The following is a 23130-nucleotide window of genomic DNA, read 5'->3' on the forward strand; positions in this document are numbered from 1 at the left end:
GGTGACCGCCCCCGTGGCGACCGCCGCCCGGAAGGCCGTGACGACCGCGGAGGCCGTGGTGGCGAGCGTGGCGGTGCCCGCGCCGAGCACAGCGCCCGCCCGGTGAACCCGAATGCGCCCAAGTCGGCGCTGGCCCTGGCGCTCGAAGCGGCCAAGGCCAAGTCCAGCAAGGGCTGATCAGCCCCCGGCGGCGGCCACCTTGGCCGCGCCTGCCAGCGCCTGCCAGAGGCGCTCGGCACATCGGTTGGGCGTGTGGGCGTGGCTGTAGAGCCGGATCTCCATGGTCGTGCCCCAGTGGGGCGCGCCCGCGCTCACCAGCCGCCCGTCGTGCAGTTCGTGCTGCACGCAGCTTTGCGGCAGCCAGCCCACCCCGTGTCCGGCCAGCACCATGGCCTTGATCGCTTCCGACATGTGGTTGTCGAACGCGGGGCGCAGGTGCGCCGTCTGCGAGGCGCCCAGCAGGATGGCCTCCATCACATTGCCCAAAAACGCCCCGGCCGCGTAGCCCATCAGGGGCAGCGGGGCCTCGGGCTTGCCCGGCAGCGGGTAGCGCGCCTGGCCGTTGGCATCGGGCACGCAGAAGGGCTGCAGGCGGTCGTGGCCCAGCACCAGGTGCGGGTAGCTGACCGGGTCGAGCACCATGGGCAGCAGGGGGTGGTGGTAGCCGATCAGCATGTCCACCTCGCCATCGACCAGCTTGCTCACGCCTTCGGCCACGTTCACGGCCAGCACGCGCGCGGGCAGGGGGCCGAACTGGTCGGTCAGGGTTTTGAGCCAGCCCGGGAAGAAGTTGAAGACCAGGGTGTGGGCGATGGCGAAGTGCACCAGCTCGGGCTCGGCGTCCAGCGACTGCTTGCCCTTGATGAGGGTGCGCGCGGCGTAGGTCTGGCGCAGGATGTCGGCGGCCAGGCCACGGAACATCCAGCCCGCCGAGGTGAGGCTGGTGGGGTGCACGCTGCGGTCGACCAGCTCGACGCCCAGCCACTCTTCCAGCGACTGAATGCGCCGGCTGAAGGCCGACTGGGTGATGTGCCGCTCTTCGGCAGCCTGGGAAAAGCTGCGGCGGTCGGCGAGGCTGAGGAAGTCTTCCAGCCACTTGATGTGCATGTCGAGGGGTCCTGCGGGGTGCTGAAGGGGCCTGAATCGCCCTGAGCTTAATGCCGGGCCGGGTGGTGGCCGGGGCCCATGCCGAAATTCGCTGGGGTTATGCGTGATCGGCATGACGGTTGCCGGGCCGGGCGGGGCGGCTCAGAGTGAGGCCTCAGACGCGGCGCCATCCCTGCCGCGTCCGACACCTCAAGGATCACACCATGACCGCCACGATCGGCACCCCCGCCGTCTCTCCCGCCACCCTGGCCGCCACCCGCATCGAGCACGACCTGCTGGGCGAGCGCCATGTGCCCACCAGCGCCTACTACGGGGTGCACACGCTGCGTGCCCTGGAGAACTTCCCCATCACCGGCACGCCCATCTCCACCTACCCGGAGCTGATCCAGGCCCTGGCGTGGATCAAGCAGGCCGCCGCCGAAACCAACCACCAGCTGGGCTGGCTGGACGCCGAGCGCTGCCGCGCCATCGTGCAGGCCTGCGAAGAGCTGCGCGCCGGTCGCCTGCACGAGCACTTCCCGATCGACGTGATCCAGGGCGGTGCCGGCACCTCGACCAACATGAACGCCAACGAGGTGATCGCCAACCGCGCCCTCGAGATCCTGGGGCATGCCAAGGGCGAGTACCAGCACCTGCACCCCAATGAGCACGTCAACATTGGCCAGAGCACCAACGACGTCTACCCCAGCGCGCTGAAGGTGGCCACGCAGATCGGCCTGCAGGGCCTGATCGATGCCATGGGGGTGTTGCGCGCGGCCTTCGAGGCCAAGGCCACCGAGTTCGCCGGCATGCTGAAGATGGGGCGCACGCAGTTGCAGGAGGCCGTGCCCATGACCCTGGGCCAGGAGTTCAGCACCTATGCCGTGATGCTGGAAGAAGACCAGCAGCGCCTGCGCGAGGCCCAGGCCTTGTTGTGCGAACTGAACCTGGGCGCCACCGCCATCGGCACGGGCATCACGGCCCACCCCGATTACGCGCCCAAGGTGATGCAGCGCCTGCGCGAGCTCACGGGCATGCCGCTGAGCACCGCACCCAACCTGATCGAGGCCACGCAGGACTGCGGTGGGTTCGTGCAGCTCTCGGGCGTGCTCAAGCGTGTGGCGGTGAAGCTCTCGAAGACCTGCAACGACCTGCGCCTGCTCTCCAGCGGCCCGCGCGCCGGCTTTGGCGAGATCAACCTGCCGGCCATGCAGGCGGGCTCCAGCATCATGCCGGGCAAGGTCAACCCCGTGATCCCCGAGGTGGTCAACCAGATCGCCTTCGAGGTGATCGGCAACGACGTGACCGTGAGCTTCGCGGCCGAGGCCGGCCAGCTGCAGCTCAATGCCTTCGAGCCCATCATCGCGCACAGCATCTTCAAGAGCGTGACCCACCTGCGTCAGGGCTGCCTGGTGCTGGCCGAGCGCTGCGTGAGCGGCATCACGGCCAACGAGCAGCGCATGCTGGCCAGCGTCGAGGCCTCCATCGGCATCGTGACCGCGCTCAACCCCTACATCGGCTACGAGAACGCCACCGCGGTGGCGCTGCAGGCCCATGCCACGGGCGAGCGCGTGGTGGACATCGTGCTGGCCAAGGGGCTGTTGAACCAGGCTCAGCTCGACGACATCCTCAGCCCCTTCAAGCTCACGGCGCCGCAGGCCCTGAGCAAGCTGGCGGCCTGATCAGGCAAAGACCCAGAGCTGCTCCGGCGGGATCTCCACCCAGCGTGGGCCCGCCGCGATCGGCTCGCGGCCGTGGGCGCGCACCATGGTGCTGCCGTTGTCGAGCACGTACTCCCAGCGGTCGCCCAGGTACATGGAGGTCACCAGCTCCATGGGGATGCGGTTGGGGCCGGGGCCATCGGCCAGGTGGATGCGCTCCACTCGCACCACGCCCGTGGCCTCGGCACCGGCCTGCGCCTCTTGCGCGCCGCAGCGTTTGCCCCAGAGGGTGCTGTCGCCAAAGCGCAGGCAGATGTCGTCGGCGCGGCGTTCTTCGATGCGGCCCTTGAAGGTGTTGTTGGTGCCCATGAAGCCGGCCACGAACAGGGAGTTCGGGCGGGCGTACATCTCGGTGGGCGAGCCTTGTTGCTCGATCTTGCCGCCGTTGAGCAGCAGGATGCGGTCGGACATGGCCATGGCCTCGCCCTGGTCGTGCGTCACCACCAGTGCCGAGAGCTGCAGGCGGATGATGAGCTCGCGCAGCCAGGCGCGGGCCTCTTCGCGCAGCTTGGCGTCGAGGTTGGAGAGTGGCTCGTCCAGCAGGATCACCGGTGGGTTGTAGACCAGTGCGCGGGCGATGGCCACGCGCTGCTGCTGCCCGCCCGAGAGCTGGTGCGGGTAGCGGTCGGCCAGGTGGCCCAGGCCCAGGTTTTTCAGGGCATCGCTGACGCGGTCCTTCGTTTCTGCGGCGCTCACCTTGCGCAGCTTCAGGCCGTAGGCCACGTTGTCGAACACGGTCTTGTGGGGCCACAGCGCGTAGCTCTGGAAGACCAGGCCCAGGTTGCGGTGCTCGGCGGCCACTTCCAGGCCTGCAGCACCGTTGAACACGGGCTTGTTCGCGATGGTGATCTGGCCTGCGTGGGGCTGCTCCAGGCCGGCCACGGCGCGCAGCAGCGTGGTCTTGCCGCTGCCCGAGGGGCCCAGCAGGGAGATGACCTCGCCGCGGCGCAGGTTCATCGACACGCCTTGCAGGATGGGGTTGCTGCCATAGCTGAGGTGCAGGTCCTGCACGCTGAGCACGGTGGGAGCGGCGCTGGAATCAACGGGGGTGTGGGACATGGTGGGCACTCAATCGTGGAGTTTGACGCCGAAGCGCAGGGCGATGGCCAGGCCAGCGCCAACGAGGACGATGTTGATCAGGGACAGGGCGGCCACCAGTTCGACCGCCCCTGCACCCATCAGCGAGACGAGCACGGAGCCGATCACCTCGGTGCCGGGCGACAGCAGGTAGACGCCGGTGGAGTACTCGCGCTCGAAGATCATGAAGACCAGCAGCCAGGAAGCGAGCAGGCCGTTGCGGATCAGGGGCAGGGTCACGTCGGTGATGACGCGGCGCGCGCTGGCCCCGGTGAGGCGGGCGGCCTCTTCCAGCTCGGGGCTGACCTGCAGCAGGGCCGACTGGATCAGGCGCATGCCATAGGCCAGCCACACCACGGTGTAGGCCACCCAGATGCTGATCAGGGTGCTGCGCGCCGGGTTCAGGAAGGGCACGAAGAGGAAGACCCAGAAGATGGCCAGGCCGGCGAGCAGGCCGGGCACGGCACGGGGCGTCATGACCAGGTAGTCGATCATGCGGACCAGGCCATCGCTTTTGCGGTGGGCGGCCAGGCCCACGGCGGCATAGCAGGCCACGGCCAGGCCCCCGCCCACGGTGCCGATGAGGATGGAGTTCAGGATGGCGCGCACCATGGTGCCGTCGTCGAAGACGGCGCGGAAGTTGTCCAGGGTCAGCACCTCCAGGATGTGGACGCCCTCACCCCAGCTCGACACGAAGGCGCGCAGGGTGACGCCCGCCAGGGGGATCAGCACCGTGAACAGCAGCCAGGTGAACACCACGCCGATGGCCACGAAGCGCCAGCGGCCCAGCATCAGTGGACGCTGGCGTGCGGCCTTGCCTTTGATGGACGCGTAGCGGTTGGCGTGTTTGAGCAGGGCGCGTTGCAGCAGCACCAGGGGCAGGGTCACGGCGATGATGCACACGGCCACGGCCGCCATCAGGTGGTAGGCCGGGGTGCCCAGCTTGCTGGCCAGCTTGTAGAGGTAGGTGGTGAGCACCAGGTGGCCTTCGGGGTCACCCAGCACCAGGGGCAGCCCGAAGATCTCGAAGCCCAGGAAGAAGATCAGCACGCCGGCATAAAGCAGGGCCGGGGCCACCAGGGGCACGCTCACGTGCAGGGCCACCTTCAGCGGGTTGGCGCCGCTGATGCGTGCGGCCTCTTCCACGTCGGAGCCCAGGTTGCGCAGGGCCGATGAGGCGTAGAGGTAGACGTGTGGCACGTGCGTCAGCCCGGCCACGATGGCGATGCTCAGCAGCGAGTAGATGTTCCAGGGCACATCGCCCAGCAGCTGGCGCGCCCAGGCCGAGATGAAGCCCACCGGGCCCATGGCGACGACGTAGCCGAAGGCCAGCACCACCGGCGAGATGAACACCGGCACCAGCAGCAGGGGCTCCAGCCAGCGGCGGCCGGGCATGTCGGTGCGCACCATCAGGAAGGCCAGCGCCGATCCCAGGGGCAGTGAAATGGCCGCCATGCCGATGGCGATCAGGATCGAGTTGCGGGCGGCGGTGTAGAAGTCCGGGTCTTCGAAAATGAAGGCGAAGGACGCGGTGGTGGCGTGCGCGCCGGGCAGGAAGAAGGCGCCGGAGAGGAAGCTCTGGTAGAGGATCAGCAGCAGCGGCGTCAGCACGACCAGGGCGAGCAGCCCCACCACCGCGATGCGCGGGGTGGAAAACGGCAGCCGGGCTCGGCGGCCGGCACGGTCCTGACGCGGGGGTGTCAGGCTGGGCAGGGCGGTGGTGGGCGAACTCATTTCGGTGCCTTCACGCTGTTCCACTGCTTGAGGAACTCAAGCCGCTTGGATTGGTCGAGGTAGGTCAGCAGGGCCGGGGCGATGGGGATGGGCTTGAGCGACTTGCCCAGCGTGGCCTGCAGGCCGCTGATGGTGGTGTCGCCCGTGACGTCGCTGCGGATGGCGAACAGATCGGCCTGGCTGGCGATCAGGCTCTGACCGCGCTGCGACAGCAGGTACTCCACCCACAGGCGGGCGGCCGCGGGGTGCCTGGCCTGCTTGGCGATGAAGGTCACGCGGCTGATCACCAGGGTGTAGTCCTGCGGGAAAGCCACGCCGATGCTCGGGTCCTTGGCGGCGCGCACCAGGCCGTAAGAGCCCAGCATGTTGTAGCCGATCAGGTTTTCGCCCGAGGCGATGCGCTCCAGCATGGTGCCGGTGGAGGACTGCACGCGCAGGCCGGTCTGGCCCATGGCGCGGGCCAGTGCCCAGAAGCCGGCGCTGTTGGCCAGGGCGTCCTGGCTGTGCAGCATGAAGCCGATGCCCGACTTCTCCGGGTCGTAGGTCACGACCTTGCCCTTGAACTTGTCGGCCTTGCCGACGAGCAGGCGGGCGAAGTCGGCGTGGGTCTTGGGCACCTCGGCGGCGTCCACCAGGCGCTTGTTGTAGACGAAGCCGATGGGCTCGTAGGTGGTGCCGAAGGCCTCGTTCTTCCAGATGGCCCAGTCGGGCAGCTTGCTGCTGTCGCTGAGCTTGTAGGGCTGGGCATAGCCGTCGTTGACCAGCTTGACGGCCTGGTCCATGGCCGAGGACCACACCACGTCGGCCGAGGGGCCCACCGCGCTCTCGGAGATGAAGCGGTTGTAGACCTCGGTCGAGTTCATGTCGTGGTACTCGACCTTCAGGCCAGGGTAGAGCGCCTCGAAGTCCTTGAGCAGGGGCGAGATCTGCTTCTGGTCGGTCGTGCTGTAGACGACCACGGTGCCTTCGGCCTTGGCCTTGGCGATGTCGGCGGCCGATTGGGCCTGGGCCAGGCTGCCGAAGCCGCTGGCGGCCAGGGCGGCGGCCAGCACCAGGGTGCGGCGCGTGAAGCGAGCGTTCATCAGTGTCTCCTTGGGGGGGCGTGGAAAGGGCGGCGGGCCCGCAGGCCTCGCCTGGGCCGATCAGAAGCGGTGCTGGATGCCGAAGCCGATGCCGGTCTGGTGGCCGCTCACCGGGGTCTGGTCACGGAAGACGCCGGTCAGGGTCTGCGTGCCATCGTCCGACTTGGCGCGGGCCACCGAGGCCGTGGCGTAGAGCCAGGTGCGCTTCGAGAGGTTGTAGTGCAGCTTGCCGGCCAGCATCACCGGGTCGGAGCTGGTGCCGTGCTTGTTCTCGAGGTAGACGCCGCCAAAGGCCGTGATGGCCTGGCTCAGCGGGGCGCTGGCGCCGAACCAGAACAGGTCGCTGCGGTAGCGCGGGTTGCTGGCGCTGACGGTGCCCACGGGCTTGCGCTGTGTGGCGCGCACGCCGCCGTAGAGTTTGACCGTGTCGAGCTTGTAGCTGCCCGAGGCAATGAGGCTGCGGTTCGAGGTGGAGGTGGTGGCCGTTTCGGTGGCCGCGGTGCGGGCGTCGTCGTAGCTCAGCTGGGCCGACAGGGCACCGGCCTCGTAGCCCACGGAGACGCCACGCTGCGTGTTGGCGTTCAGCGAGCCTGCGACCTCGCCCAGGCCGGCGTTGGCCGTGACCTTGAAGGCGCCGAACTTGTTGCTGTAGCGGATGGCGTTGCCGATGCGGCTGGTGAAGCCGGTGGCCGGCACCGAGGCGGTGGCCGTCAACCAGGAGTACTGCGGTGCGTAGCCCATGAAGTCGTGGGCCAGGGTGTAGTCGTAGATGGCGGTCGACATGCGGCCGAAGGCGAGGCCGCCCAGGTCCTTGTCTTCCAGGCCCACCCAGGCCTGGCGGCCGAAGAAGGCCGAGCCGGTGGCGCCGCTGTCGAGCACCACTTCGCTCTCCAGGTTGAACTGCGCGCTCAGGCCGCCACCGAGGTCTTCCGTGCCCTTGAAGCCCAGGCGCGAGGTGTTGAGCCCACCCGAGTTCAGGCGCCACTGGCCATCGCCCTTGGCGTTGTTCTGGGTGCGGTACTCGATGCCGGCGTCGACGATGCCGTAGACCGACACGGTGCTGGTCTGGGCCTGCGCGGCGCTGTGGCCCAGCAGGGTGGCGGCACAGGCCACGGCCAGGGCGAGAGGGGTGCGAACTGTCATCCGTTTGTCTCCATTGACCTGTTGTGAGGGGAGGAAGCTGGTCAGGCGGAACGGATGATTGCGAGCCAGGCTGTCAACTTTCTGGCAATCGCGGCAGGGTGGCGCGCGTCCCGGGTAAACACCGAGGTGGACGGACACAGCTGCGGCAATCCACACTGACAGCCGTGGCGATGTGTGCTGAAATCGCGCGCCGCAGTGCCCCACCGCCACGTCACGCCGAGGTTCACCCCATGCGATTGCTGCTCGTTGAAGACCAGGAAGAGCTTGCCGAATGGCTGGCCAAGGCCCTGCGCCAGGGCGGCCATGCGGTCGACGTCATGGGCCGCGGCGACCATGCCGACCACGCCCTGCTCACCCAGCCCTACGACCTGCTGATCCTCGACCTGTCGCTGCCCGGCATCGATGGCCTGGAGGTGCTGCGCCGCCTGCGCGCGCGGGGCAGCGGCCTGCCGGTGCTCATCCTCACGGCCTTGGGCAGCACCGAAGACCGCGTGCGCGGCCTCAACCTCGGCGCCGACGACTACCTCGTCAAGCCTTTCGAGCTCAGCGAGCTGGAGGCCCGCATCAAGGCCCTGCTGCGCCGGGGCGTGGGCCGCGTGCCCACCGTGCGCGTGGGGCGGCTGGAGATCGACACCAGCAGCCGCCTGGTCAGCCTCGATGGCCAGCCGGTGGCCCTCACGCCGCGCGAGCTGGCCGTGCTGGAGGCCCTGGTCGCGCGCCTGGGGCGGCCGGTGGCCCGTGAACTGCTCTTCGAAAAGGTTTTCGACATGGACGCCGAGGCCCGCCCCGAGGCCATCGAGAGCTACGTCTCGCGCCTGCGCAAGAAGCTCGATGGTTCGGGCGCGCAGATCAGCACCCTGCGCGGCCTGGGCTACCTGCTCAGCGAGACACCGTGATCAGCCTGCGCCAGCGGGTGGCGCGCTGGCTGCTGCCGCCCATCATCCTGCTGCTGGGCCTCAATGCCTGGTACGGGCAGCGCAACGCCCGCGAGACGGTCAACCGCGCCTACGACCGGGGCCTGATGTCGTCGGCGCACCTGATTGCCGAGCGCACCTACTCCAACCACGGCGAGGTCATCGTCGACCTGCCCTACTCGGCGCTCGACGTGCTGGGCGATGGCGCCAACGAGCGCGTGTTCTACGGCGTGTTCTGGCCCGATGGCGAGGTCATCACCGGTTACGAAGACCTGCCCCGCCTGAGCCCATCCGCACAGGACGCGGTGGCCGGTGACGCCGTCTACCGGGGCGAGCCGGTGCGGGTGGTGGTCGTGCGCAAAAAGCTCTACGACCCGGAGCAGGCCAATGCCAGCAGCGTGCTGGTCGTGATGGCCGAAACCGTGGACGCGCGCTCGGCCCTGTCGAAGGAGCTCTTCTACGATGGCCTGCGCAGCCAGGCCCTGTTGGTGGTCGTGGGCATCTTGCTGATCTGGGTGACGATCACGCGGGCGCTCCAGCCGCTCACCCGCCTGGGGCAGGCCTTTGCCCGCCGCGCCGAGGACGACCTCACCCCGGTGGCGACCACCGGCATCCCGGCCGAGGTGAAGCCCCTGATCGACGCGGTGAACCACCACATGGAACGCATCGCCGCCATGCTGCAGGCGCGCAAGCGCTTTGTGGCCGATGCCGCCCACCAGCTGCGCACGCCGCTGGCCGTGTTGCGCACCCAGATCGACTACGGCCTGCGCCAGAGCGACCCGGCCGAGATGCGCCAGGCCCTGCAGGGCCTGGGCCACAGCGTGCGCCACGCCCACCGCCTGACCAACCAGCTGCTGGCCTTGTCCAGCGCCGAAGCGGTCAATGGCCTGGCCCGCGAGCGCACGCACGTGGACCTGGCTGCGCTGGCCCGCGAGGTGGCCATGGAACTCTCGCCCCTGGCCGTGGCCCGCCAGATCGACCTGGGCTTTGAGGCGCCCGATCCGGCTCGGGCCCAGGTCTGGGGGCATCCGGCGCAGCTCAAGGAGCTCGTCGTCAACCTGCTGGACAACGCCTTGCGCTACACCCCGGCCGGTGGCAGTGTCACGGTCTCGGTGTCATGGGGCGCGGCCGTGCGCCTGTGCGTGCGCGACACCGGGCCGGGCATCCCGGAGGCCGAGCGCAGCAAGGTCTTTCACCGCTTCTACCGCATGCCGGGATCGGCCCAGGTCGAAGGCAGCGGTCTGGGCCTGGCCATCGTGCGCGAGATCACCCAGGCCCACGGCGCCCAGGTCAGCCTGAGCGAGGGGCCCGATGGCATCGGGCTGTGCGTGACGGTGGACTGGCCAGCTTCCCCGCCTTGGCCTTGAGTTGAGTGCTGGACTCAACGTTTCGTCGCGGGGGCCTGTTCGACAAAGCTGCGCAGTGCCCAGATGGCCTCTTGCGACAAAGCCTTCTCCCAGGGGGGCATGTGGGTGATGCCCACGCGCACCTTGCCGTGGCGCACCGAGCTCAGGAAGTGGTGGTCTGCATCGGCTTCGCAGCGGGCCTGGAGTTCGGGTTCGGGCACCCTGCGGCACGCCAGGCCGATGCGTCGCAGGTCGGGCGCTGGCCCCAGGCCACTGGCATCCACACCGTGGCAGCGTGCGCAGCTCTGGTTGAAGATGCGACGGCCCTGGGTCACGATCTCGACCGAGCCGGTGGTTCTGTCCGTATCGCGGTAGGGGTTGCGTTCGCGCCAGCCGGGCCCCAGTGGGGGCAGCACGCTGGCGTCGTACTGGGGCAACACGATGTCGTCCTCGCGGGCGACGCCATCGAGGCCCTGGGCCAAAGCGGTGGCCGACCCCACGGCCCAACAAGCCAGTGTGCAAGCCAGCGTTCGGCTCAGGATGTTGGGCATTGCCCGGAGCTGGGCGGGGCCGCTCACTGCCTGTCCTCCGGGCAGCCGTCACAGCCATCGAAGACGGCGTCGGGGAAAATGGCGTAGCGCAGCACATTGCCTGCCATGGTGGCTCGGCGCAGGTTGGTGGTCACGAATTTACCTTCTTGGAGGTTGGCGTTGACGATGCGGGCCCCCTCCAGCCATGCGAAGTTCATGCGCACGGCCTCCAGGTTGGCCGCTGTGAAGTTCGATCCGCTGAGGTCCGTGCGCATGAACCGGCCGAACTCCAGGTCGGCGCCTGTGAAGTTGACGCCCTTGAAAAATGCGCCGGGCGCATTGACCTTGTTCAGTCGTGCACCACTGAGGTCGGCCCCATCGAGGTGGGCCCCGGCGAGATTGGTGTTGCGCAGATCGGCCCTGGCCATCAACGCGCCACGGAGGTCGGCCCCGGCGAGGTTTTGCCCTGAGAGGTTGGCATGTCGCAGGTCGGCCCCAGGGCAGCGTGTGTAAGGCCAGATCGGGCAGCCGTTGATGACCAGGGTGGGAGGCAGCTCGGGCGCATCGGCAGCCCAAGCAAGGTGAAGCCCACCCAGGTCAAGCAGGCCGCCCAGGCCGGTCACCAGCGTCACCACGCTGGTGAGGAAGGCTTGGGCGGAGCGGCTCATCGCTGTGCCGTCTTGATGGCCTTGGGCAGCTTGAAGGCCCAGAACGAGCCGCCCTGGTTGACCTGTTTGGTCAGGTCGGCCATGTCGCCGCCCCACAGTGGCACCGCACCACCGTAACCGCTGGAGACGCCCACATACTGCTCACCGTCTTGCTCCCAGGTGATGGGCACCGACACGACACCAGAGCCGGTTTGGAACTTCCACAATTCTTTGCCGGTCTTCGCATCAAAAGCTTTGAGGAAGCCATCCGAGGTGCCGGTGAACACCAGGTTGCCGGCGGTGGTGAGGGTGCCCGCCCACAGAGGGAAGGCTTCTTTGTGCTCCCATGCGATCTTGCCCGTTTTGGGATCGATGGCGCGCAGGGTGCCCACGTGGTCGTCAAACAGGCGCTTGATGCGGAAGCCTTGGCCAAGGTAAGCGTTGCCTGCCTTGTAGCTCAGGTTCTCAGTCCAGTAGTCCATGGCCCAGTGGTTGGCGGGGATGTAGAACAAGCCCGTGTCCGGGCTGTACGACATGGGATGCCAGTTGGTGCCGCCCAGAAATGGCGGTGAGACAAAGACCGACTCGCCCTTTTCCTGGCCTGGCTTGGGCAGAGGTGGGCGGTTGCCCTTTTCGATCGGGCGGCCCGTTTTGAGGTCGAAGCCTGAGGCCCAGGTGATGCCGTTCACGAAGGGCCACGCGCCAATCAGCGACGTGGGCTTGTTGGGGTAGCCTGCGCCAGTTGCCAGCTTGGTCCGATCCGTCACGAAGAAGAAGCCATTGCGGTCTGCGTGTGCACTGGCCTTCACCAGTTTGCCGTTCTTGTCCTTGTATTCGAACAGCACCACCGAGTTGTTGCCAGAGAAGTCCCAGGCGTCGTTGGGCGTGTGCTGGAAAAAGCCCTTGAGTTCGCCTGTGCTGGCGTCGACATAGGCCTGGCCGGAGGTGAAGAGGCTGTCCCAGTTGCGAGGGTCATCGCCTTCTTTGGTGCGGGCCCAGGTGTTCCACGGCGCGGGGTTGCCGGCGCCGATCACGATGGTGTTGGTCTCCACATCGAAGCTGGCGGTTTGCCAAGGTGCACCGCCACCATGGTTCCAGGCCTCAACCAGTTTGCCGTCTTTGTCGCGAGGCCAGGAGGGTGCCTTGGCATCACCCGTGAAGGTGCTGTCCTTGCCATTGAGGCGACCTTTGTGACCTTCCACCAGCGGGCGTGCCCAGACCTCGTCTCCAGTCTCTGGATCACGTGCAAAGAGGTAGCCCACCACACCGAACTCGTCACCCGACGAACCATGCACCAGCAGCACCCGGCCGGTCTTCTGGTCTTTCACGATGAAGGGGGCGCCGGTCATGGTGTAGCCGATGCGGTGGTCGCCGAACTTCTCCTTCCACACCACTTTGCCCGTGTCCTTGTCCAGGGCAATGATCTGGGCGTCCAGCGTGCCGAAGAAGATCTTGTTGCCATAGATGGCCGCGCCACGGTTGACCACATCACAGCAGGGGCGGATGTCCTCGGGCAGGCGGGCTTCGAACTCCCACTTGCGCTTGCCGGTCTTGGCATCGATGGCGTAGATGCGTGAGTACGAGCCCGTGACGTAGATGGTACCGTCATGCACCAGGGCCTGGCTTTCCTGGCCGCGCTGCTTTTCTCCGCCAAACGAGAAGCTCCAGGCTGGCACAAGGGCTTCCACGTTGCCGGCGTTCAAGCGCTTGAGCGTGCTGTGCCGTTGCGCCTTGACGCCCAGGCCATAGGTCAGCACGTCACCTGTGGTTTTGTCGTCGTTGACGATGTCGTCCCAGCTCACCTTGCTGGCTTGTGCCGTGGGGCTCAGTGAGCTCAGGGACATGATCAGTGCGGCGCAGGCAGCGCGCAGTGCGTGGGAAGTGAAGGCGGTATCAGGTGCGCTCACGGCGTGTCTCCGTATGGGTGTTGGAAAGGTCTGCGGCAGGTGCCGCGATACCGTGAGGGCAGCATCTGTGCCCGCATCCAAGGCAAAACCAGGAGTCCTTCCCGATCGACGCGGGAAGTCTTCCCGTCTTGCGAAGCATCCTGTCATGGGCACGGAAGACCCGCGGGCTGTGGCGTTGTTGGCGCGGGAGAAGTGGCTTGCGATCGGGCTTGTCGGGCGACGGGGCTTGGGTTCGGCTGCGGGCTAACCCGGCCTTCTGGCTTCAGTGGTGTCACCGTCGAAGCGCCGAGGTGTGCCGTGATGGAACAGGCTGCGTTCCTGGCCTGCGCAAAAGGACATCACAGCCACCGCCATCAACCGGACGGCTCGCTTGCGAGGGCCCCAAATTTGCCGACAATGCGCAAAGAGCGAGGAGACCAAGATGAGCTTGAGTGTGATGCTGGTGGACGACCATGCTGTCGTGCGAACCGGGTATCGCCGTCTGATCGATGCAGAGCAAGGGCTGTGTGTCGTGGCCGAGGCAAGCAGTGCCGAGGAGGCCGCCGCCTGGTTGCGAGACAACGATGTTGACGTGGTGGTGATGGACCTCGCCTTGCGCGAAAGCAGTGGACTGGAAGCCATTCGCCGCCTGGTGGCTCGCCATCCGTACCTGCGTGTGCTGGTGTTCAGCATGTACGACCACGTCAACTATGTGACACAGGCTTTGCGCAACGGGGCTCTGGGCTACATCACCAAGAACACCGAACCCATGGAGATGGTCGCGGCCATTCGCAAGGTGGCGCTGGGCCAGAAGGTGTTTTCGTCAGACGTGAGCGAGGCCCTGGCTCGTCATGTGGTGGTGGGCGGAGACGAGCTGGCCCAGCTCACGCCACGTGAGTTCGATATCTTCCGGCTCACAGCCAATGGCGTCGTGCCTGTGCAGATTGCTGCGCGCTTGCACTTGAGCCCCAAGACGGTTTTCAACCACCTTTCGCTCATCCGCCAGAAGCTGCACATCGAGAGCGACCTGCAGCTCTTTCGGCTGGCCGCCCGCCACGGGCTGCTGGAGCTGCAGGGCGAGTGAGACCGATGGGGTGCGCGGGCACGCGCCTGGTTCAGCCCCTGAACAGCCTCGAAGCGTGCAGCCCCAGGCCGGTGGCCACCGAGGCCAGGCGGTCACCGCGCACGGCACGCGCTTTCGGGAAGGCCGCTTCCAGCTGGTCGGTCAGCAGGCCCAGGCCGGTCGAGCCGCCTGTGAAGTAGAGCGCGTGGATGGCCTCGGGCGCCACGCCGGCCATGGCCACCGTGTCCTTGGCGCATTGCACGATGCGGCCGAGGTCGTCGCGCAGGGCCTGGGCCATCTGCTCGGCGTCCAGCGGGCTGTGCAGGCCCTTTTCGATCAGCTCCAGCGAGATGTCGGTGCGGCCACCGGTGGCCACCTCGATCTTGCCGGCCTCGGCGCGGCCCACCAGGGCATGGCCCAGGCGCTCGCGCACCACCTTCATCAGGCGCTGGTGGTGCACCGGGTTGCCGTAGAAGTCGGCCATGGCGCGCAGCTCGGCCGTGCGCTGGGGCTGGTAGACGGTGTTGATCAGGTGCCAGGTGGTCAGGTCGAAGTAGACGCGGCTGGGCACGGGGCGGGGCTCCTGCCCCTTGATGCTGGGGCCGAAGGCGCCGTAGCCCAGGGGCGGCATCACGCTGGCGAGCGAGACGCGGCGGTCGAAGTCGGTGCCGGCCACGTGCACGCCGTGGTTGGCCAGGATGTCGCTGCGGCGGTCCAGGGTCTGCATGCGCTCGGGGCCCACGCGCACCACCGAGAAGTCCGAGGTGCCGCCGCCGATGTCGGCCACCAGCACCAGCTCTTCGCCCTGCACCTGCTGCTCGTAGTCGAAGGCCGCGGCAATCGGTTCGAACTGGAAGGCCACGTCCTTGAAGCCCACGGCGTGGGCCGCGGCGGCCAGCGAAGCCTGGGCGGCGGCGTCGCGTTCCGGGTCTTCGTCCACGAAGAAGACGGGGCGGCCCATGACCACGCGGTCGAGCGACTGGCCCCCGGCGGCCTCGGCCAGGCTGCGCAGGCGGCGCAGGTAGCCGGTGATGATGTCGAGGTACTTCACGCCCAGGCCATTGCCCACCTCGGTGGTCTGGTCGACCAGGGCGGTGCCCAGGATGCTTTTCATCGAGCGCATCAGGCGGCCTTCGTAGCCGTCGATGTAGGCCTTCACGGCGGCGCGTCCGAAGGTGCGAGGCAGGCTGTCGTCGATGTGGGTGCCGCGCCAGGTGCCGGCCGGCAGGTCGTCGGCGTCGGTGCAGTAGAACACCGCCGTGGGCATGGTCAGGTGTTCGCCTTCGAGCGGCACCAGGCGCATGCCGTGCGCGCTCCCTTGCGCGCCGGGGATGGCAATGGCCGAGTTGGAGGTGCCGAAGTCGATGGCGCAGTAGGTCATGGGAGCGGGCCGCGAGGCCGATGAGGGGACAGCAGGGCGCGAGATTCTAGGGCAAGGCCCGGCTCAGCGCACACGCCAGGCGGCGGGGCTCATGCCGGCCCAGCGCTGGAAGGCGTGGATGAAGGCGGCCGATTCCGCATACCCCAGCTGCTGGGCGATGGCCTCGACCGGCTGGCTGCTGTGCTGCAGCAGGTGGCGGGCTTTGGCATAACGCGCCTGGGCCAGCAGGTCGCGGAAGCCGTGGCCTTCTTCGCGCAGGGCGCGGCGCAGGCTGCGCTCGCTCATCTCGAAAGACCGGGCCACGGCCTCGATGCCGGGGAAGTCCCCGCTGAACAGGCCCAGGTGGGCCAGCACGCGCTCGGCCAGGGTGTCGTCGGTCTGCGCCTGGGCCTGCAGCTGTTGTTCGCACATGCTGCGGTAGAGGGCGTGCCCCGAGGCGTCGGCCGTGGGGAAGCGGATCTGCAGGTGCTCGTTGCGCAGCCAGAAGCGGGCCTCGTGCTCGCCAAAGCGCACCGGGCAGCCGAAGTAGGCCTCGTAGGCAGCGGCCTCGGGCGGGCGCGGGTAGGGCATGTCGATGCGCTCGGCGCGGATGTCCAGCCCCAGGCTGGCCTGCATGTCGCGCACCATCTTGTAGGTGCCCGAGACCTCGCCATCGACCCGGAAGCGAAAGGCCTGCGGCGTCATGGGCATGGGCGTGAGGATCAGGGCGCTCTGGCGTTCGCCCGGCTCCATGCGCAGGGTGCCGAAGAGGTAGGTGAGCTTCTGGTAGCGGATGCCCAGCTGGAAGGCCTCCCAGGCGTTGGCGCAGGTCATCAGCAGCATCACCAGCGGCCCGTAGCCCGCCAGGCCGTAGAAGCCGCCCAGGCGCAGGCCCACCAGCGGGTCATGCAGGCCCTCGGCCAGGTCGGCGTAGAGGCGCAGTTCGCGGGCGCGCTCGATGCGGGTGCCGGGGTCGAGCTGGTCCAGGCGCAGGCCATGGCGCTGCAGCACGGGTTCGGGGTCTTCGCCCAGCTGCTTGAGGCCCTGGACCATGTAGATCAGGCCGAGGATGGAACGGGTGCTCATGGTTGATCCACATCAATCGGGCGGCCGGGGTTAACCCGCAAACGGCCCGGTTTGGGCCCAACGTTGGCCGAAACGATCAATTTGTCGGTCGAATCTAGCATGGCCTCCCCCGGGCTGGCCCCGCACCATCGCGCCATGTTCAGGAGACATCCCCTTGCCTGGTGTGCCCAGGCAGCGGGCCTTCCCAACCGACACCGAAGGTGCAGCCATGACGCAAAGCCCCCAGCCCTCCTCTTCCCCTGTTCGCCACGTTGAGGTGGCCATCGCCGGCGCCGGTTTCGGTGGCATCGCCATGGCCATCCAGCTGCAAAAGCACGGCATCCACGACTACCTCATCCTCGAGAAAAAAGGCGAGGTCGGCGGCGCCTGGCGCGACAACCACTACCCCGGTGCCGCCTGTGACGTGCAGTCCCACATGTACTCCTATTCGTTCGAGACCAAGGCCGACTGGAGCAAGCGCTACGCGCCCTACAACGAGATCCAGCAGTACATCCTCGACACGGTGGCCAAGCACGGTCTGCGCCCCAAGATCCATTTCAACCAGGAGGTGGTGAGCGCCGTCTTCAACGAGGGCACAGGCCGCTGGGTGATCAAGACCGCCGGGGGCGAGACCATCATGGCGCGCCACTGGGTGCTGGCTTCGGGGCCGCTGCACGTGCCCGCCATCCCCGACATCAAGGGCCTGACGGGCTTTCAGGGCAAGGTCATGCACTCGGCCGAATGGGACCACGGCTACGACCTGCGCGGCAAGCGCGTGGCCTCCATCGGCACGGGTGGCTCGGCCATCCAGTACGTGCCCGAGATCGCGCCCCAGGTGGGCCAGCTGCATGTGTTCCAGCGCACGCCGGCCTGGGTGATTCCGCGTGACGAGCGCCGCTACTCGGGCTTGCGCAAGGCGATGTTCGCGGCCCTGCCTTTCACGCGCACCCTGCACCGTTGGCGCTGCTACTGGACGAACGAGTCCCGCGTGTGGCCCATCCTCAACCCCTGGATGGCCAGGATCGGTGAGGCCGCCCTGAAGAAGTTCATCGCCTACCAGGTGAAAGACTCGGCGCTGGTCAAGAAGCTCACGCCCGACTACACCCTGGGCTGCAAGCGCATCCTCATCTCCAACAAGTGGTACCCGGCCTTCAATCGCCCCAATGTGGAGCTGGTGACCGAGGGCATCCGCGAGATCACGCCCGATGGCATCGTCACCTCCGACGGCCGCAAGCGCCCGCTTGACGCCATCATCCTGGGCACGGGTTTCATCGTCGACCCGCGCATCTACATGCAGCGTTTCGAGCTGCGCGGCCTCCATGGCCACACCGTGCAGGAAGACTGGAAGACGAGCCCGACCAGCTACCTGGGCATCACCACCTCGAACTACCCCAACATGTACCAGCTGGTGGGCCCGCACACCGGCCTGGGCCACAACTCCATCATCTTCATGATCGAGGCGCAGGTGGACTACATCCTCCAGTGCATCAAGCTGGTCAAGGACAAGGGCGTGGACTACCTCGACGTCAAGCCCGAGGCCATGACGCGCTTCCTGGGGGAGATGACCCAGGCCCTGCAGGGCACGGTGTGGAACTCGGGATGCAAGAGCTGGTACCAGACCGCCGAGGGCATCAACTTCGCGATCTGGCCCAAGAGCACCTGGCGCTACTGGCTGGCCACGCGCCGCGTTGACGAGGCCGACTACCGCTTCGTGACCTGCCGGCCGTCGGCGGCCCTGAACCCCGATGCGGCGCACCTTCTTACTCCCTCCTGAGGGGGGGCGACCCGGGCCCGGCTTGTGTGTCACCCTCGACACACCAACAAATCCCGGAGGATCTCGATGTTCAAACGATGGTGGTCGGCTGCGGCCTTGTCTTTGTGCCTGACGGCGTGTGGCGGTGGGGGAGGGGCCGATGCGCCCACCACCGGTGGTGAACCGCCCGCGGGCACCGTGACGGTGACAGGCCAGGTGGTGGACACCGCCGATGCCCCGCTGGCCGGGGTGACCGTGACCCACAACGGCGTGCAGGCCACCACCGACGCCGAGGGCCGCTACAGCCTGCAGGCCAGCGCCAGCAGCGCAGCCCGCACCGTGGTGCAGTTCAGCCTCGCTGGCTACGCCCGCCAGACCGGCGTGGCCGAGCAGGTCCCCGCCGCCGGCAGCACGGTGCAGGTGCCTGCCACCCTGCAGGCCGTGGCCCTGAGCACCACCTTCAACCCCGCTCAGGCCCAGTCCTTCACCGGCGGCAGTGCCGCACCCGAGGTCGTGCTGACGCTCAATGCGAACAGCCTGGTCCGCCCCGATGGCAGCCGCCCCCAGGGCCAGGCCACGGTGCAGATCACCCCGATCGACCCCTCGGCCGACCTGACCCTGATGCCGGGTGCTTACCGCACTGCCACGGGGGCCATCGAATCCTTTGGTGCCCTGCAGGTCGAACTGAACGACGCGGATGGCAGCCGCCTGAACCTGGCCAGTGGCCAGACCGCGGTGATCCGCATTCCGGCCGTGAAGGCCGAGGGCCGCACCCTGCCCACCACCATCCCGCTGTTCCATTTCAACGAAGACACCGGTCTGTGGGTGCAGGAAGGCAGCGCCACGCTGGCCGACGATGCCGGCACGGGCGCGCCGATGTACGTGGGCACCGTCTCGCACTTCAGCACCTGGAACGCCGACCAGTCTTACGACACGGTGGTGGTCAATGGCTGCGTGCAGGATCAGAACGGTCAGCGTGTGGGCGCCGGCCTGCAGGTGCTCAACCAAGGTGTCGACTACCTGGGCAGCAGCCAGGCCTACACCGATGCCCAGGGGCGCTTCAGCATCCCCGTCAAGGCCACCGGTCTGCACGGCATCACGGCGGTGAGCTTTGCCCCCGCGGCGCTGAGCCCCACCGTGCAGGTGCAGACGCAGGGTGTGGATGTGACCGTGAACGAATGCTGGGTGATCGACCTGGAGGCCGCCCAGCTGGCCGCTTACGCTGGCACCTATGAGGGCACCTTCAGTGGCAGCGAGACCGGCGTGTTCTCCGTGGTGGTCGCCTCCGATGGGCGCATCCTGGGTGACGGCCGCTCGGCCATCGCGGGTGACTTCACCGTCCAGGGACAGGTGTCGGCCAGCGGGCAGGTCGAGCTGAACGCGGCCAGCGGTCAGGCCGGGCTGGCCACTTTTGCGGGCAACGTCAATGCCGCGACGGGGGCCTTGTCCGGCACCTGGGCCTATCTGCCGGTCAGTGGCCGCACGGGGGGCGGCAGCTTCACAGGCCAGCGCCAGTGAGGCCACTGGCGGGCGGCGCTTGCGGGGCCTAGACTCTCCGCCATGTTGCCCGTCCGCCTCCCGCCCTCCCTGTCCGCTGCCTCCAAGCCCCAGCCTGCCGGTTGGCGGGGCCGTGCGGTGCGCACCGGGCTGCACGCGGCCCGTCGGCCATGGTTGGCCCTCGGCGTCTGCCTGGGGCTGATCGGGCCCGCCTGGGGGGCGGAGGCGCCCACGGCTGAGCCGCCAGAGCTGCTCTGTGCCCTGCGCCTGGCCGGGCAAACCGCACTGCTGCGCGCCCCGTTTCAGCCCGATCCCTATGCAGGCCAGACCGTGGACTTCCCGGACCGTTTCCGCGTCAAGACCGTGGCCTGGGGCGAGGGCGGCGAAGGGTGGCAGGCCACCGTCACCCTGATCGACACCGAGACCGAAGACGGTCCCACCGTGCTGCAGCAGGTGAGCTGGTCCCAGCCTTTGGCCATGGCCGGCGCTCGCCTGCAGGCCGGCGAGCGCTGGCGGCCTGCACTGAGCGGCTGGCAGCGGGTCTACTCGCCCCACCTGGGGCGTGAGCTGGACTGGGGTTGCGCGGTGGTCGGTGCGGGTCAAACCCCGCCCGGCGCGGCCGAGGCCGACGCCACCATCGAGGCCGTGCCACCGGCGCTGCGGCCCGCGCCACGTCCGGTGGCGCAGGCGGCGGGCGTGGCCCCGGCTGGCCCCACCGTGCGCATCGCCTGGCTGGGCGATGTCATGCTGGCCGATGGGCCTGGCCGGGTCATCCGCCAGGGGCGCGACCCCTTTGCCCATGTGGCCTCCCGCCTGGCCGAGGCCGACCTCCGCATCGCCAACCTCGAGTGCGTGATCGCCCGCGGTGGCAAGGCCCTGGCCAAACCCTGGACCTTCCGCGCCCACCCGCGTGCGCTGCCCGTGCTGCAGCGCCACGTCGACCTGGTCTCCCTGGCCAACAACCATTCGGGCGACTACGGTGTGGCCGCCTTCGCCGAGATGCTCGACCGCCTGGACCGTGCCGGCCTGGCCTATGTGGGCGGCGGGCACAACCTGCGCGAGGCCCACCGCGTGCGCATCGTCGAGCGCAAGGGCCTGAAGATCGCGCTGCTGGCGGCCAACGAGATGTTCCCGCGCCGCTTCGAAGCGGGTGACACCACGCCGGGCATCGCCTGGGCCGAAGACGCGCAGCTGCTGCACGACGTGCGTACCGCCCGCGCCCAGGCCGACATCGTCATCCCCTATCTCCATTGGGGCACGGAGGGCGACGAGCAGGCCCACGAGCGCCAGCGTGCGCTGGCACGCCGCCTGATCGAGGCCGGGGCCGATGCCGTGGTGGGCACACACCCGCACCTGGTACAGGACACCGAGGTCTACCAGGGCAAGCCCATTGCCTACAGCCTGGGCAATGCCGTGTTCGATGGCTTCAGCTCGCCGCTGAACAACACGGGCGCGCTGCTGTGGCTGGAGGTCAACCGCCAGGGCGTGACGGCCTGGCACATGGAGACGCTGAAGATCGACCCGCTTGGGGTGCCGCGTCCGGTGACGGCCGCGGCCGTGGCGCGCTGACAACCCGCGCGCCGAGTGAGGCCGAGCCTCAGCGCAAGGCCAGGCGCAGCGGTGGCAACGAGCCGGCGGGGGCCTCGCTCAGGGTGCCGCCGGGCAGGGCGACGTCGGTGCTCATGGTCAGGCGCAGGCGCTTCCAGCGCAACACGTTCTTGACCGAGGCCCTCTGGGTCCGTTCCTGCAGCGTGGCGGACGGCGACAGGCGGTTGCCTGGCAGGGCCTGGGCTGCGGCAGCCAGGCGGGGTGGGTCCAATTCCAGCGCTGCCGCGTCGCCAGCCGTGCTCCACCCCATGGTGGCGAGGGCCAGGCCACACCAGATCATTGGTTTCACATCGTGCTCCGTTCGGCCCCCCTTGGGCCGCCCAGGCATCATCCCGTGGCAGCTGCCTTCGCAATGCGGGAAACAGCGGGGGCGCCGGGCCCCATTCCTGGCCGCTTGCGCTCAGACCGCGGCGCCGCGCTCGCGCCGCAGCGAGCGGGCTTCGCGGGCACTTTCGTCGCGCATCTTCACCAGGGTCAGGTCGATGAAATCGATGTGGGCCTCGGCGGCCCGGCGGGCACCGGCCGGGTCGCGGGCCTCGATGGCCTGCCAGATCGCCATGTGCTGGGCCTGCAGTTCGCCCGAAACCGTGCCCACCTCGAACAGGTTGGCGATGTTGTCGTGGACGTGCGTGCGCATCATCGTGAACAGGCTGGCCAGCAGGTGGGTGAACATGGCGTTGTGGGCCGCGTCGGCGATGGCCTGGTGGAAGGCCGCGTCCGCTTTCGAGAGGGTGCCCAGGTCGTTGGCCTCGTAGGCTGCCTGCAGCTGCTCGGCCAGGGCCTTGAGGCGCTGCATGTCGGCGGCGGTGGCGCGGGCGGCAGCGTACTCGGCGGCGCTGCCTTCGAGCATGCGGCGGAACTCCAGCACATCGCGGCGCAGCTCGGGGTGGCTGGCGACCATGCTCTGCCAGGGGCTGGAGAAGCTGGCCTCCAGCTGGTCCGACACATAGGTGCCGCCGCCCTGGCGGCTCACGAGCAGGCCGCGTGCCGCCAGTTTCTGGATGGCCTCGCGCAGCGACGGCCGCGACACCCCCAGCTGTTCCGCCAGGCTGCGTTCGGGCGGCAGGGCGTCGCCCGCCTTGAAGCTGCCTTCCAGGATCATGGTCTCGATCTGTTTGACGATGGCGTCAGACAGGCGCGTGACGGCCACGCGGGGCAGGGGCTTGGACGGGATCGGGTCGTTCATGGTGGGCCGGTGAGCGTGGTCCAACACCACGCAGGCGACACGATAGCGCAGACCCGGGGGGCGGTGCCATGTGGTCTGACCATGTGCCGCACAAGTCCCAGTGTGGCCATGGGATGAATTGGTCAGACCATTGTTCATTTTCCCTATCGCCAGGGTTAACCCTGAATTCATGCCGTTGACGGGCCATTTTGTGAGCGCATAAAGTCACGGCCACTGCACTGGTAATTGGTTTGACCAATTTTCCAATGATGGGAGAAGGGTCTGATGGACCCGCTTTCTCACCTTGTCCGCCCTCTGACTGCGCCCGCCATGACCCCTCCGGTCTCCGTCTACTTCTTCGCCACCTGCCTGGTCGACCTCTTCCTGCCCGACGCCGGCATGGACGCGGTCACCCTGCTGGAGCGCGAAGGCGTGCGCGTGCACTACCCGCAG

The 23130-nt window shown here is 68.1% G+C and carries 19 protein-coding genes and 1 pseudogene; 8 read left to right on the plus strand and 12 right to left on the minus strand.

Going from position 1 to position 23130, the window contains the following annotated elements:
* Positions 1–177 precede the first annotated feature (177 nt).
* Positions 178–1107 carry a LysR substrate-binding domain-containing protein gene (locus QZ994_RS09570; RefSeq protein WP_290871210.1) on the minus strand — a complete coding sequence of 310 codons (930 nt, stop codon included), beginning with the start codon at positions 1105–1107 and terminating at the stop codon, positions 178–180.
* Positions 1108–1310: 203 nt separating this feature from the next.
* Here QZ994_RS09570 and aspA point away from each other — a divergent pair, with 203 nt between their 5' ends.
* A complete protein-coding gene (gene aspA, locus QZ994_RS09575; protein ID WP_290871211.1) occupies positions 1311–2768 on the plus strand; it encodes an aspartate ammonia-lyase in 1458 nt (485 codons plus the stop codon).
* Here aspA and QZ994_RS09580 read toward each other — a convergent pair whose 3' ends face one another.
* The 4 genes from QZ994_RS09580 to QZ994_RS09595 are packed head-to-tail and all read right to left on the minus strand — an operon-like array spanning position 2769 to position 7843.
* On the minus strand, positions 2769–3866 hold the full coding sequence (locus tag QZ994_RS09580; RefSeq protein ID WP_290871212.1) for an ABC transporter ATP-binding protein: 1098 nt from the start codon (positions 3864–3866) through the stop codon (positions 2769–2771).
* A 9-nt stretch (positions 3867–3875) separates the two neighbouring features.
* Positions 3876–5618: an iron ABC transporter permease gene (locus QZ994_RS09585; RefSeq protein WP_290871213.1), complete on the minus strand. Its 1743-nt coding sequence runs from the start codon at positions 5616–5618 to the stop codon at positions 3876–3878.
* Positions 5615–6700 carry an ABC transporter substrate-binding protein gene (locus QZ994_RS09590; protein WP_290871214.1) on the minus strand — a complete coding sequence of 362 codons (1086 nt, stop codon included), beginning with the start codon at positions 6698–6700 and terminating at the stop codon, positions 5615–5617. Before QZ994_RS09590 ends, QZ994_RS09585 begins: the two co-directional genes overlap by 4 nt.
* A gap of 60 nt (positions 6701–6760) precedes the next feature.
* Positions 6761–7843, minus strand: a complete 1083-nt coding sequence (locus QZ994_RS09595; RefSeq protein ID WP_290871215.1) for a porin — start codon at positions 7841–7843, stop codon at positions 6761–6763.
* Between the two features lie 230 nt (positions 7844–8073).
* Between QZ994_RS09595 and QZ994_RS09600 the strand changes: the two genes are divergently transcribed.
* Both QZ994_RS09600 and QZ994_RS09605 read left to right on the plus strand, forming a co-directional pair.
* Positions 8074–8739 (plus strand): response regulator, encoded by a 666-nt coding sequence (locus QZ994_RS09600; protein ID WP_290871216.1) that lies wholly within the window; start codon positions 8074–8076, stop codon positions 8737–8739.
* Positions 8736–10124, plus strand: coding sequence for a sensor histidine kinase (locus tag QZ994_RS09605; RefSeq protein ID WP_290871217.1), 1389 nt, complete (start codon positions 8736–8738; stop codon positions 10122–10124). Before QZ994_RS09600 ends, QZ994_RS09605 begins: the two co-directional genes overlap by 4 nt.
* 14 nt (positions 10125–10138) lie before the next feature.
* Here the strand turns inward: QZ994_RS09605 and QZ994_RS09610 are convergent, their stop codons facing one another.
* Genes QZ994_RS09610 through QZ994_RS09620 form a run of 3 tightly spaced genes read right to left on the minus strand, consistent with a single transcriptional unit; the run spans position 10139 to position 13124 of the window.
* Positions 10139–10654: a c-type cytochrome gene (locus QZ994_RS09610; RefSeq protein WP_290871218.1), complete on the minus strand. Its 516-nt coding sequence runs from the start codon at positions 10652–10654 to the stop codon at positions 10139–10141.
* A gap of 23 nt (positions 10655–10677) precedes the next feature.
* A complete protein-coding gene (locus QZ994_RS09615) occupies positions 10678–11301 on the minus strand; it encodes a pentapeptide repeat-containing protein (RefSeq protein ID WP_290871219.1) in 624 nt (207 codons plus the stop codon).
* Positions 11298–13124 (minus strand): methanol/ethanol family PQQ-dependent dehydrogenase, encoded by a 1827-nt coding sequence (locus tag QZ994_RS09620; protein WP_290871228.1) that lies wholly within the window; start codon positions 13122–13124, stop codon positions 11298–11300. Before QZ994_RS09620 ends, QZ994_RS09615 begins: the two co-directional genes overlap by 4 nt.
* A 484-nt stretch (positions 13125–13608) precedes the next feature.
* Between QZ994_RS09620 and QZ994_RS09625 the strand changes: the two genes are divergently transcribed.
* A complete protein-coding gene (locus QZ994_RS09625) occupies positions 13609–14250 on the plus strand; it encodes a response regulator transcription factor (protein WP_290871220.1) in 642 nt (213 codons plus the stop codon).
* Positions 14251–14281: 31 nt separating this feature from the next.
* Here QZ994_RS09625 and QZ994_RS09630 read toward each other — a convergent pair whose 3' ends face one another.
* Positions 14282–15610: an Hsp70 family protein gene (locus QZ994_RS09630; RefSeq protein ID WP_290871221.1), complete on the minus strand. Its 1329-nt coding sequence runs from the start codon at positions 15608–15610 to the stop codon at positions 14282–14284.
* Between the two features lie 63 nt (positions 15611–15673).
* Positions 15674–16675, minus strand: a complete 1002-nt coding sequence (locus QZ994_RS09635; protein WP_290871222.1) for an AraC family transcriptional regulator — start codon at positions 16673–16675, stop codon at positions 15674–15676.
* 208 nt (positions 16676–16883) lie between these two features.
* Between QZ994_RS09635 and QZ994_RS09640 the strand changes: the two genes are divergently transcribed.
* From QZ994_RS09640 to QZ994_RS09650, 3 genes are all read left to right on the plus strand, one after another.
* Positions 16884–18428 (plus strand): NAD(P)/FAD-dependent oxidoreductase, encoded by a 1545-nt coding sequence (locus tag QZ994_RS09640; RefSeq protein ID WP_290871223.1) that lies wholly within the window; start codon positions 16884–16886, stop codon positions 18426–18428.
* Positions 18429–18494: 66 nt separating this feature from the next.
* A complete protein-coding gene (locus QZ994_RS09645) occupies positions 18495–19925 on the plus strand; it encodes a hypothetical protein (protein ID WP_290871224.1) in 1431 nt (476 codons plus the stop codon).
* Positions 19926–19967: 42 nt separating this feature from the next.
* Positions 19968–21473 carry a CapA family protein gene (locus QZ994_RS09650; protein ID WP_290871225.1) on the plus strand — a complete coding sequence of 502 codons (1506 nt, stop codon included), beginning with the start codon at positions 19968–19970 and terminating at the stop codon, positions 21471–21473.
* A 28-nt stretch (positions 21474–21501) separates the two neighbouring features.
* Here QZ994_RS09650 and QZ994_RS09655 read toward each other — a convergent pair whose 3' ends face one another.
* Both QZ994_RS09655 and QZ994_RS09660 read right to left on the minus strand, forming a co-directional pair.
* A complete protein-coding gene (locus QZ994_RS09655) occupies positions 21502–21801 on the minus strand; it encodes a hypothetical protein (RefSeq protein WP_290871226.1) in 300 nt (99 codons plus the stop codon).
* A gap of 111 nt (positions 21802–21912) precedes the next feature.
* On the minus strand, positions 21913–22698 hold the full coding sequence (locus QZ994_RS09660; protein WP_290871227.1) for an FCD domain-containing protein: 786 nt from the start codon (positions 22696–22698) through the stop codon (positions 21913–21915).
* A 309-nt stretch (positions 22699–23007) separates the two neighbouring features.
* On the opposite strand from QZ994_RS09660, the pseudogene QZ994_RS09665 reads away from it, so the two are divergent.
* Positions 23008–23130 (plus strand): annotated as a pseudogene (locus QZ994_RS09665) ((Fe-S)-binding protein); the annotation flags it as partial.

The organism is Aquabacterium sp., from assembly GCF_021768455.1.
Classification (GTDB): Bacteria; Pseudomonadota; Gammaproteobacteria; order Burkholderiales; family Burkholderiaceae_C; genus Aquabacterium.